Annotated in this window: 9 protein-coding genes; 6 read left to right on the top strand and 3 right to left on the bottom strand. The window is 58.4% G+C overall.

Annotation, left to right across the window (positions count from 1 at the left end; translation table 11 throughout):
• Nucleotides 1-9 precede the first annotated feature (9 nt).
• Together purD and B5M06_RS14090 are read right to left on the bottom strand one after the other, a co-directional pair.
• Nucleotides 10-1,296, bottom strand: a complete 1,287-nt coding sequence (gene purD / locus B5M06_RS14085) for a phosphoribosylamine--glycine ligase (protein ID WP_054067110.1) — start codon at nt 1,294-1,296, stop codon at nt 10-12.
• Nucleotides 1,293-2,012: a YebC/PmpR family DNA-binding transcriptional regulator gene (locus B5M06_RS14090; protein ID WP_054067109.1), complete on the bottom strand. Its 720-nt coding sequence runs from the start codon at nt 2,010-2,012 to the stop codon at nt 1,293-1,295. The genes purD and B5M06_RS14090 overlap by 4 nt, the downstream gene beginning before the upstream one ends.
• Nucleotides 2,013-2,093: 81 nt before the next feature.
• Here B5M06_RS14090 and B5M06_RS14095 point away from each other — a divergent pair, with 81 nt between their 5' ends.
• From B5M06_RS14095 to B5M06_RS14115, 5 genes are all read left to right on the top strand, one after another.
• A complete protein-coding gene (locus tag B5M06_RS14095; protein ID WP_054067108.1) occupies nt 2,094-3,605 on the top strand; it encodes a helicase HerA-like domain-containing protein in 1,512 nt (503 codons plus the stop codon).
• A gap of 70 nt (nt 3,606-3,675) precedes the next feature.
• Nucleotides 3,676-4,542 (top strand): enoyl-CoA hydratase-related protein, encoded by an 867-nt coding sequence (locus tag B5M06_RS14100; protein WP_054067100.1) that lies wholly within the window; start codon nt 3,676-3,678, stop codon nt 4,540-4,542.
• 223 nt (nt 4,543-4,765) lie between these two features.
• On the top strand, nt 4,766-5,398 hold the full coding sequence (gene upp, locus B5M06_RS14105) for a uracil phosphoribosyltransferase (RefSeq protein ID WP_054067099.1): 633 nt from the start codon (nt 4,766-4,768) through the stop codon (nt 5,396-5,398).
• Between the two features lie 132 nt (nt 5,399-5,530).
• Nucleotides 5,531-6,445 (top strand): CoA transferase, encoded by a 915-nt coding sequence (locus B5M06_RS14110; protein WP_054067098.1) that lies wholly within the window; start codon nt 5,531-5,533, stop codon nt 6,443-6,445.
• Between the two features lie 396 nt (nt 6,446-6,841).
• Entirely contained in the window at nt 6,842-9,262 is a 2,421-nt protein-coding gene (locus tag B5M06_RS14115) for a putative bifunctional diguanylate cyclase/phosphodiesterase (RefSeq protein ID WP_080025267.1), read from the top strand.
• An 18-nt stretch (nt 9,263-9,280) separates the two neighbouring features.
• Here the strand turns inward: B5M06_RS14115 and B5M06_RS14120 are convergent, their stop codons facing one another.
• Nucleotides 9,281-11,758, bottom strand: a complete 2,478-nt coding sequence (locus tag B5M06_RS14120; RefSeq protein ID WP_054067097.1) for a YgiQ family radical SAM protein — start codon at nt 11,756-11,758, stop codon at nt 9,281-9,283.
• 251 nt (nt 11,759-12,009) lie between these two features.
• Between B5M06_RS14120 and B5M06_RS14125 the strand changes: the two genes are divergently transcribed.
• Nucleotides 12,010-12,204, top strand: a complete 195-nt coding sequence (locus B5M06_RS14125) for a hypothetical protein (RefSeq protein WP_240183941.1) — start codon at nt 12,010-12,012, stop codon at nt 12,202-12,204.
• Nucleotides 12,205-12,246: the final 42 nt, after the last annotated feature.

Genomic DNA, 12,246 nt, shown 5'->3' on the forward strand with positions numbered 1-12,246 from the left:
GCCTGCTCCTTAGTTCTTGATGGCGCGATAGCCAATGTCACGGCGGAACTGCATGCCATCGAAATGGATGCCACGCGTGACGTCATACACACGCTGCTGAGCCTGACGCACACTGTCAGCCAGTACGGTCACACACAGTACACGGCCACCCGATGTCACAGGCTGGCCTGCGTCATTGAGCTGCGTACCAGCATGGAAGACCATGGCGTCATCGGCTTCTGCAGGCAGGCCGGTGATGACATCACCCTTGCGAGGTGCTTCTGGGTAGCCCGCAGCGGCCATGACCACGCCCAGTGCAGTGCGGCGGTCCCACTCCAGCTCTACCTGATCGAGCTTGCCATCCACAGCCGCCAGCATCACATCCACCAAGTCGCTCTTGAGGCGCATCATGATGGGCTGGGTTTCAGGATCGCCCATGCGGGTGTTGAACTCCAGCGTCTTGGGCTGACCGTTGGCATCAATCATCAGACCGGCATACAGGAAACCCGTGAAAGGAATGCCGTCCTTTTCCATGCCACGGATGGTGGGCAGGATGATTTCGCGCATGGCGCGGGCGTGTACGTCTGCCGTCACCACGGGGGCGGGCGAATACGCACCCATGCCACCGGTGTTGGGACCTTCGTCGCCATCCTTGAGGCGCTTGTGGTCCTGGCTGGTAGCCATGGCCACCACATTCTTGCCATCAGACAGCACAATGAAAGAGGCTTCCTCGCCTGCGAGGAATTCTTCAATCACCACGCGTGCGCCACCTTCGTTGTGCTGCACACCGTACTTGTTGTCCACCAGCATGAAGTCCACGGCATCGTGTGCTTCCTGCAGGGTCATGGCAACAACCACACCCTTGCCTGCGGCCAGGCCATCGGCCTTGATCACGATAGGAGCACCCAGACGGTCCACGAAAGCGTGGGCTGCAACAGGGTCAGTGAAGGTGTCATAGTCCGCCGTAGGAATGCCATGGCGGCGCATGAAGGCCTTGGAGAAAGCCTTGGAAGACTCCAGCTGCGCTGCAGCCTTGGTCGGGCCAAAGATCTTCAGACCATGGTTGCGGAATTCATCCACCACACCAGCAGCCAGAGGTGCCTCAGGGCCGACCACGGTCAGCGCAATGCCTTCCGCCTGTGCCCATTCACGCAGCGCCACCACATCCGTGATGTCTACGTTCTGCAGCTTGCCGCCAGCCAGTGCCGTGCCCGCATTGCCGGGTGCCACAAACACCTTGGTTGCCTTGGGCGATTGCGACAGTTTCCACGCCAGTGCGTGCTCGCGGCCACCGCCGCCAATCACAAGAATTTTCATAAGTCAGCGTTGTGATAGACGTCTTGAACGTCGTCCAGATCTTCGAGTACGTCCAGCAGCTTCTGCATGCGTTCCGCGTCTTCACCAGTCAGTTCGATGGTGTTTTCCGGGCGCATGGTCACTTCTGCCACTTCAGCCTGCAGGCCAGCAGCTTCCAGTGCATTTTTGACGGTTTCAAACTCATTGGGAGCGGTCAGCACTTCAATGGAGCCGTCATCACCTGTGATCACGTCCTCAGCACCGGCTTCCAGAGCCACTTCCATCACCTTGTCTTCATCGGTGCCAGGGGCAAAGATGATCTGACCACAGTGCTTGAACTGGAAAGCCACCGAGCCTTCGGTGCCCATATTGCCACCGTGCTTGTTGAAGGCATGACGCACTTCTGCCACGGTACGCACACGGTTGTCGGTCATGGTGTCGACAATGATGGCGGCACCACCGATGCCGTAGCCCTCGTAGCGGATTTCTTCGTAAGTGACGCCTTCCAGATTGCCAGTCGCCTTGTCGATATTGCGCTTGATGTTGTCGGCGGGCATGTTGGCTGCCTTGGCCTTGTCAACTGCCAAGCGCAGACGGGGATTGGCATTCAGGTCGCCGCCGCCCTGGCGTGCAGCCACCATGATTTCACGAATGATACGGGTCCAGATACGGCCACGCTTTTCATCCTGACGACCCTTGCGGTGCTGGATGTTGGCCCATTTGCTATGTCCTGCCACGGGAAATCCTTTGGTCTTGATTTAATCTACTAGGCACGGATTCTACTTTTGACAGCGCCACTTGACAGAGGAAACCCGAACATGGCCTCAGCATTGCCTATTGCCCAGCGCGGCGACATAGTCTGCTCCATCTTACCTAGCATGGCCAACCGCCATGGGCTGATCACCGGCGCCACTGGCACCGGCAAGACCGTGACCCTGCAAAAAATCGCAGAAAGCTTCTCCTTGGCAGGCGTTCCGGTCTTTTTGGCCGACATCAAGGGCGACCTCACCGGCATCAGCCAAAGCGGCAATATCGGCAGCAAGCTGGCAGCTTCCTTGCAGGAGCGAGGCATTGCCCAGCCAGACCCCGTCGCATGCCCGGCTACGCTGTGGGATGTTTTTGGCCAGCAGGGCCACCCCGTTCGAGCCACGATTTCCGACATGGGGCCACTGCTGCTGGGGCGCATGCTGGGCTTGAACGACACCCAGATGGGGGTGCTGAACATCGTTTTCAAAATCGCGGACGACAACGGTTTGCTCTTGCTGGACCTCAAGGACCTGCGCGCCATGCTGCAGCACGTGGGAGACAACGCCAAACAGTTCACGACGGAATACGGCAACATCTCCGCAGCCAGTGTGGGAGCCATCCAGCGCGGCCTGCTACAGATTGAATCGCAGGGGGGTGACCAGTTCTTTGGCGAGCCCATGCTCAACATCGATGACCTGATGCAGACCGACGCCCAAGGTCGGGGCATCGTCAACATCCTGGCCGCCGACAAGCTCATGCAGTCGCCACGCCTGTACTCCACGTTCCTGCTGTGGATGCTCTCGGAGCTTTTCGAGCAATTGCCAGAAATTGGAGACCCCGAAAAACCCAAGCTCGCCTTTTTCTTTGACGAAGCACACCTGCTCTTCAACGATGCACCCAAGGCGCTGATCGAGCGCATTGAACTGGTGGTTCGGCTGGTGCGCTCCAAGGGCGTGGGTGTCTACTTTGTCACGCAAAACCCCATGGATATTCCGGACAGCGTGCTCGCCCAGCTGGGTAACCGCGTGCAGCATGCCTTGCGTGCCTTCACGCCCCGGGACCAGAAGGCCGTCAAGGCGACCGCACAGACCATGCGTCCCAACCCTGACGTCGATATAGAAGCTGCCATTACCGAGCTGGCTGTGGGTGAGGCCTTGATCAGCTTCCTTGATGAAAAAGGGCGTCCCGGCATCACACAGCGTGTCTATGTCGTCCCCCCTGGCAGTCACATTGGTCCAATTGAAGACACCCAGCGTCAGCGTTTGCTGGCCAGCTCGCTGGTGGCTGGCATCTATGAGAAAACCGTGGACCGTGAATCTGCCTATGAAGTGCTGCTGGCTCGCGCTGCACAGGCGCCCACAGCTACTGGAGGCATCACCGACAAGGCAGCAGCCACCCAGGCTGACAATGGGCTGATGGGAGGTCTGAACGAGTTTCTGTTCGGCTCCACAGGGCCACGTGGTGGAAAAAAGGATGGCCTGGTGCAAAGCGTGGCCAAGTCCGCCGCACGCAATATGGTCAACCAGCTGGGACGCCAGATTCTGCGCGGCGTACTGGGTAGTTTGACGGGCAGCAAGAAATAGTCGCAAGCATGGCCCTATCAGGGAATATGCGACTTCTGGCGGGCGAAGCCACTGGCTAGAGTGGCCCGCCATGACCAGTTCCACATCCCTCCCTCCGCTTTCCCTCATGCAGCTGCAGGTGCAAGCGCATGTTGCCCACCTGCAGCTTTCTCAGCCAGACACACTTAACTCCATGTCTCCCGTCTTCTGGCGGGATCTGGATGCTGCCCTCACCCACATCTCCACCCATGGGGATGTGCGTGCGCTGGTATTGAGCAGCACAGGCAGGCATTTCAGCGCTGGCATGGCACTGGAGACCTTTGCCAACCCAGACTTTGCGCCACAGGACCAGTCACCGGAAGGTCGAGCGGCCCTGTCTGAGTTTCTGTGGGACATGCAGCAGGTTTTCACGCGCATCGAGCAATTGCGCATTCCAGTGATCATGGCGATTCAGGGCGGCTGTGTCGGCGGTGCGCTGGACATGGTCTGCTGCGCCTGCATCCGCTATGCCACGCAGGATGCCTTCTTTTGTGTGCAGGAAATCAATATCGGCATGGTGGCGGACCTGGGCAGCTTGCAGCGCCTGCCTAAACTGCTGCCCATGGGCCTGGTCAAGGAGCTGGCCTACACAGGCCGCCGCTGGCCAGCACAGGCGGCGCTGCAGCACGGCTTTGTGAATGCCGTGTTTGATACGCAGGAAGCCATGCTGGCAGCGGCCATGCAGACTGCGCAAGAAATTGCCGCAAAGCCGCCGATTGCCATCTGGGGCAGCAAACAGGCCCTGGACTTTGCGCGTGACCACAGCGTGCAGGACAGCCTGCGCCAGATGGGCTGGCTGCAGGCAGGCATCTGGAGCAACCGCCATGTCATGGAATCCGTGCAGGCCACACAGCAAAAACGCAGCAGCACATTCCCGCCACTGATGCCACAACGTGCATTCGGACAGATGCAGTCGTAATTTTTACTAGCGCGAAATGCCCGTGGAATGTGCACCAGCGCAAAGAAACACCCTTTCACATGCAGAAAAGATAAGGACCTTCCACATAGCCGGGCAGAAATCAGCACAATGCAAGCACATCGTAATATGCAGTGGCACACCACGTGCTTGGGGAAGAAAGTACAGCTACACCCTCCAAGCACCCTGTGCCAGCTGCGATTTTTCTTTATACAGACACCCGACTATGAGCACCGTCCACCTCATCGACCACCCACTCGTTCAGCACAAACTCACCCTGATGCGTCGTAAGGAAGCCAGCACCAACAGCTTCCGCCGCATGCTGGGCGAGCTGTCGACACTGATGGCTTACGAACTGACCCGCGACTTTCCGCTGCAGGACATCGAAATTGAGACGCCTATGGAAAAGATGACCGGCAAGGTCATCGACGGCAAGAAGCTGGCACTGGTTTCCATCCTGCGCGCTGGCAATGGTTTCCTGGACGGCATGCTCAACGTGGTGCCCGGCGCGCGTATCGGCCACATCGGCCTGTTCCGTGACCCTGAGACCCTCAAGCCCGTCGAGTACTACTACAAGATGCCCGAAAACATGGGCGAACGTGACGTGATCGTGGTGGACCCCATGCTGGCAACCGGCAACTCCGCAGCCGCCGCCGTGCAGCAGCTCAAGGACAAGAGCCAGCCCAAGACGATCAAGTTCATGTGCCTGCTGGCTGCTCCTGAAGGCATCAAGACCATGCAGGCGGCCCACCCTGATGTGGACATCTACACAGCCGCTATTGACCGCGAGCTGGACAGCCACGGTTACATCCTGCCTGGCCTGGGTGACGCTGGTGACCGTATCTTCGGCACCAAGTAAGGCACACGCTGCATGCTGAACAAGGCTTCCTTCGGGAAGCCTTTTTTATGACTTCATCACCATCAGCGAAATGCGCAATGCTGTGACACCTAGGCGGCAGACACAGACAGGCGCAGGCTCTACAAAGCATGCATGCAAGTCACCAGCCCCACCATCCTTCCCCTGCAAGGCATTCGCGTGCTCAGCCTCGCCCTGAATCTGCCAGGCCCTGCTGCACTCTTGCGCTGTCATGACATGGGAGCGCAATGCACCAAGCTGGAGCCCGTGGCACCTGAGGGATACACCAGTGCAGACCCCATGCACATCTACAGCCCAGCAGCCTACGCACAGCTGCACGATGGCATCACCATCGTGCAGGCCAACCTCAAAACCGAGGCTGGGCAAGCTTTGCTTCATGAGCAGCTGGCACAGACCGACGTGCTGCTGACCTCTTTTCGCCCCAGTGCCCTCGCCAAACTGGGAATGGATTGGCCACAGCTTCACAGCCAGTATCCACGCCTGAACATGGTGCGCATCTTTGGCAGCACTGCCCCTGATGAAATTCAACACGCTGGTCATGACCTGACCTACCAGGCGCAGGCAGGTCTTGTGCGTGACGGTCATATGCCTGCCAGTCTGTTTGCTGACATGGCGGGTGCAGTGATGGCCAGTGAAGCAGTGTTACGGAGCTTGATGCTGCGCGCACAAAGCGGACACGGACATTGCCTGGATACTGGCTTGGCTCAGGCTGCGCAATGGCTGTCACTGCCTTGCCAATGGGGCATGAGTACATCGGACGGCGATGTCGGTGGAGCCCATGCCGGTTATCGCATCTATGCCTGTCAGGATGGCTGGGTGGCATTGGCAGCACTGGAGCCGCATTTCGCGCAGCGGCTGTGCAAACTATTGGGCATGCCAGACATATCTGGCAGTACAGCCAGCATGCGAGCACCAGAGATGCACACAACCATTGCCTCTTTCATGCAGGCACAAAACTGCGAATCCATAGCATCGATGGCAGCACAATGCGATATCCCCCTACATGTCATTCCCCACAGATACAAATAATTACGAAAACAGCACATGGACAAAAGCCACATACTTTTCGTGAATGGTGGGTTGTCCATGAATGAGTGCCGCTAACACCACCTGTCAGACTGCAGCAATGCGTTGGTGCCGAGACTGCCATCCGCAGGCGAAAGCTGCAGGCAGTCAACGTCGCTTCGCAATAACGCTTCAAGGGTGCAATTAGTGAACCCAGGTGCTGTCCCTGAGAGGCCTGGCAATCGTTTGCACTTTTATATCTAACGTACAGGCAAGCGGTCCTGACACACACTCACATACACAGCAAAGTGCAACAACACCGCAACTGACTCACTTTCAGGCAGACCATCAGGCGCCTGTCAACCTCCGTCTGCAGGGGGTACACAAAGACCTCATATCCCTGATCTGGGGAGCACGGTTTTGACCAACTCGCAAAACAAGACATACAAATGGCGGCGCTGGCTGTTTATCAGCGCGGTGGCGATCCAGCTGATGGTAGCCATTGCCAGCATAGTGCTGCTTTCTGCCGTGCGCATTGTGGTCAGTGGCGAGAGTCTCTGGGCCAAGGGCATGCATGCTGCCGTCATGCATCTGCAGCGCTATGCCACTACCGCAGCCCCGCAGGAATTCATAGATTTCAGGAACGCGATTGCCATACCTCTTGGCGTCAGTACTGCTCGCCAGGCACTCGATGATGGTGCACACGACATATCCAGCATCCGTGAAGGATTGCTGAAGGGCGAAAACCATCCTGACGATGTACAGACCGTTCTCTACGCCCTCCCCTTGGTCTGGGATCTGCCTGCTCTGCTTCCCGCGCGCACGCTCTGGCAACAAGGTGATGCCTATGCCAATGAACTCGCTCAGCTTGGTGAAGCCATACACCAGCGCCTGCAAAGCGGCAAAACTGTCGCCAACGCTCAGACCGTCAACGCCTGGCTGCAGCAAATTTCCCAGATTCACAGCATCGTCATTCCACTGGCCAAGCAGTTCAGTGCTGTACTTGGCGATCTCTTCCGGGGGCTCAGCCATCACTTGCTGCTGATCAATCTGGCAACTGCCTTGGTGCTTAGCCTGCTGTACCTGCTATCCGTGCAGCGTGCCATCAATGAAAGCCACAAGGCTCACAGCACGCTGGAGGCCGAACGGCAACGCAGCAGCATTACGCTGGCGGCGCTGGCTGACGGTGTACTCACCTTGGATGCCAAGCAGCGCATCCGTTATGCCAACCCCGCAGCTTCCCGTCTGCTGGACACACCTGTTGGGCATCTTCTGGGGCATCCTGTGGCTGAAATCATCCCCTTTGCCCCCAGCCTCATTGCGCAGCATGAGCAAGCCTCACCTGTACAGGGCCGCTCCAAGGCTGAAGAAGACCAGATTCACTGGATCGAGCGAGAGAACCGCGACAAGGTCGCCGTACGCATATCCACCACCTCTGTAGAAGATGCGCAGCAACGCACCGGCACGGTCATGGTGCTGCACGATGTCTCACAGGAACAGGCATACATGCAGATGCTGGCCTGGCAGCAGAGCCACGACATGCTGACGGGTCTGGACAATCGCGCAGCCTTTGAAAAATACCTGCAGCAAACGCTGGGCAAGCACCATTGCACGCTGCTGCACCTTAATCTGGACCACTTCAAGATCATCAATGCCAGCTACGGGCATGCTGCTGGCGATGAAATCCTGCGCGAAGTCTGTCAGCAGCTGCGCATTGCCGTGCGTGAAAGCGATGTACTGGCCCGCATTGGTGGTGACGAATTTGCAGTGATGCTCAACCACTGCCAGCCCCATGCAGCCATGCAGACGGCAGAGCGGCTGCGCATGCTCATTCATAACCTGCACGTACCGTGGCGCCAGCACAATCTGCACACAGGTGTCAGCATTGGTGTGGTCCACATCCATCCACAGCGCCCTACGGATGCACAAACCCTGCTGCGCATGGCCGAGAGTGCCTGCAAGCATGCCAAAGAAAGCGGACGCAATCGCATCTCTGTCGACAACCCATTCAACCGTGTGTTCCAGCGTTACCAGGGGGACATGGAATGGGTACAGCGGCTGCGCTTCAGCCTTGAGCATGACAAGTTCACGCTCATGGCACAGACCGTCTACCCTCTGCAGCCATCGGTTACCGGCATGCATGGTGCACACTTTGAAATACTGCTGCGCCTGCAAGATGGCCCGGACAAGCTCATTCTTCCGAACGAGTTCATCCCGATTGCCGAGCGCTACGATCTCATGCCACAGATCGACCGCTGGGTGGTCCGCAACTCGCTCATACTGCTCAAGCAGCGCCTGGCGGAAGGTGCAGATATCTGCACCTGTTCCATCAACCTGTCTGGTTCAGGCCTGGGTGATAGCGAACTGCTGGAATTTATCCGCCAGAACATTCAGGAACATGGCATTGCTGCCGACAAGCTGTGTTTTGAAATCACGGAGACCACGGCCATTGCCAGCATGGACCTTGCCATTGCCATGATTGAAGAGCTGCGCAAGCTCGGCTGCCGCTTTTCACTGGATGATTTCGGCTCCGGCATGGCCAGCTTCAAATACCTGCAGCAACTGCCAGTGGACTACCTCAAGATCGATGGCAGCTTTGTCAAGGACATGCTGCAAAACCCATGCAACCGCGCCATGGTCGACTCCATCAACCATATCGGCCATGTCATGGGCAAGAAGACGATTGCCGAGTTTGTGGCCGATGACGCCACATTCAAGGCACTGCAGGATATGGGCGTGGACTATGCACAGGGCTACCACATTGCACGCCCCGTGCCTTTTGATGCGGCTTACTTCAGAAAACCACCGCGCGTCCAGACAGACAGCGCGGTGGATCAGTAACTCAGCAAGTCGTTCGCTTCAGCGCTTGGGCTTGGCTTTGCCAAAAGGCTTGCTGCGTGCATTCACGCCTGCACGTGGAGGCAAGCCCGTGTGCTGGGTCAGCATCTGGCCAGCCTTGGGCTGGTTGCGTGCAAAGCGCACATCTTCCTTGGGCTCACGCGCAGCGATCTCATCGACCTTGCGGGGGCGCAGCGCCACAACCTTGCCATCCTTGTTGGTGGTGTAGCCCAGCCCGACCTTGCCTGACTTGGCTGGCGTGCTGTTTTTCTTGCGCGCGTTCTGGTAGCTGCCATCGGTGAGCGGCTGGAAGGTGGGGATCAGGTGGTTCTTGCTATTGCCAATCAGATCCGCACGGCCCATGGCCTTGAGCGCTTCACGCAGCAGTGGCCAGTTGTTGGGGTCGTGGTAACGCAGGAAGGCCTTGTGCAGACGGCGGCGCTTTTCACCACGCACGATGTCCACGCGTTCTTCATCCTCATCACGCATCTCACGGCGCACCTTGGTCAAAGTGTTGCGGCCTGAGTGGTACATGGCCGTCGCTGTGGCCATGGGGCTGGGGTAGAAGGTCTGCACCTGGTCTGCGCGGAAGCCGTTCTTCTTGAGCCAGATGGCCAAGTTCATCATGTCCTCATCGCTGGTGCCGGGGTGGGCTGCGATGAAGTATGGAATCAGGAACTGCTTCTTGCCGGCCTCTTCGCTGTACTTTTCAAACATCTGTTTGAACTTGTCATAGCTGCCGATGCCAGGCTTCATCATCTTGGACAACGGTCCCTGCTCGGTGTGCTCGGGCGCAATCTTCAGATAGCCACCCACGTGGTGCTGCACCAGCTCCTTCACGTACTCGGGCGACTTCACGGCCAGGTCGTAGCGCAGACCGGAGCCAATCAGAATTTTCTTGATGCCAGGCAGCTTGCGCGCACGGCGGTAAATATTGATCAGCGGGCCATGGTCGGTATGCAGGTTCTGGCAGATGCCGGGGAACACACAGCTGGGCTTGCGGCAGTGCTTTTCAATCTCAGGGCTGGAGCAGCCCAGGCGATACATATTGGCCGTAGGGCCACCCAGGTCCGAAATCGTGCCGGTAAAGCCCTTGACCTTGTCGCGAATGTCCTCGATCTCCTGAATGATGGAGTCTTCCGAGCGGCTCTGGATGATGCGGCCTTCGTGCTCGGTGATGGAGCAGAAGGTGCAGCCACCAAAGCAGCCACGCATGATGTTCACCGAGGTGCGAATCATCTCCCATGCAGGAATCTTGGTCTCGCCTTCGTGGCTGCCGTTTTCATCCGCGTAGCTGGGGTGCGGGCCGCGCGCGTAAGGCAGGCCAAACACATAGTCCATCTCAGCCGTAGTCAGCGGAATGGGAGGCGGGTTCAGCCACACATCACGCGCAGCCGTGCCCTCGCCATGCGCCTGCACCAGCGCACGGGCATTGCCGGGGTTGGTTTCCAGGTGCAGCACACGGTTGGCGTGGGCATACAGAATGGGGTCGCTCTTGACCTGCTCATAGCTGGGCAGGCGCAGCACCGTCTTTTCGCGGGGAGGCAGCTTGCGGCCGCTCTTGCCACGATTGGCCAGCGCATCGAACTGCACGGCCTGCACAGCAGGCATAGCTGGCACATTGGGGGCTGTACCGCAGGCGGTGCCGGGTGTCGCAGCTTGGGCACCGTCTTCCTTGGAACAGGACTGTCCCTGGGCTGCGGCCTGCTCGCTGGTGGTCAGATAGGGATTGATGAGCGCATCGATAGGGCCGGGTTCATCGACTTCGCTGGAGTCCACCTCGTACCAGCCCTCTTCCGACTTGCGGCGCACAAAGGCGGTACCGCGCACATCGGTGATGCTCTCCACTGGCTCACGGCGCGCAATGCGGTGTGCCACTTCAACCAGTGCACGCTCTGCGTTGCCGTAGAGCAGGATGTCGCACTTGCTGTCCACCACGATGGAGCGACGCACCTTGTCGCTCCAGTAGTCGTAGTGCGCAATACGGCGCAGCGAACCTTCGATGCCGCCCAGCACGATCGGCACATCGTTGTAGGCCTCGCGGCAGCGCTGGCTGTAGACAATGGCGGCGCGGTCGGGGCGCTTGCCGCCCACATCGCCAGGGGTGTAAGCATCGTCGGAGCGGATTTTGCGATCGGCCGTATAGCGGTTGATCATGGAGTCCATATTGCCCGCCGTCACGCCCCAGAACAGATTGGGTTTGCCCAGCACCTTGAAGGCCTCGGCACTCTGCCAGTCAGGCTGGGCGATGATGCCCACGCGAAAGCCCTGGGCCTCCAGCACGCGGCCAATCACTGCCATGCCAAAGCTGGGGTGGTCCACATAGGCATCGCCCGTGACCAGAATCACGTCACAGCTGTCCCAACCGAGCTGGTCCATCTCCGCACGGCTCATCGGCAAAAATGGCGCCGTACCAAAGCGCTTGGCCCAGTACGGGCGGTAGCTCGTCAAAGGCTTGGCGTCGCGCGGAAAGAAGGAAACATCAATGGGTGCGTTCATCGGAAGATGCTTGTGCTGAGACAGCAGTGAAAAATCAACCCGCCAGTTTACTTTCGCGCCTCAAACATTGAGGGCTGTAGGTGTATCGATGCTGTGTCACGCCCGGCTCATCCACATGCGTTACAACAGAAGTTTTCCCTCTGCTATTGCCTGCTTCCATGAGCATCGTGGTTTTTCACCTTCACAACACCGCGCCAGAAGACCAGACACCTTCATGGCAACCCCAGTGCCGCGCCTATGAGGACCATGCCATGTCCCAGGCCTTGGCCGATTGCCAGCAGCTGCGCGCTGATCCACGCAATGCCCATGTCTGCATTTCTTCAGAAATGCGCGAGATGGTTGGCGGCCTAGGCGTCGCTGCCGTGGAGAACGGCCACACACCTGATGTCCATGTCTATGACTGGAGCAAGGCTGGACGCGCAGGTGCGGTGCGCAGGCACAGATAAAAAACATAGCTGCTATCGCTTGCAAGATAAAGGCTTCAGATA

It is taken from the genome of Comamonas kerstersii, from assembly GCF_002056725.1.
In the GTDB taxonomy this organism is placed as follows: Bacteria; Pseudomonadota; Gammaproteobacteria; order Burkholderiales; family Burkholderiaceae_C; genus Comamonas; species Comamonas kerstersii.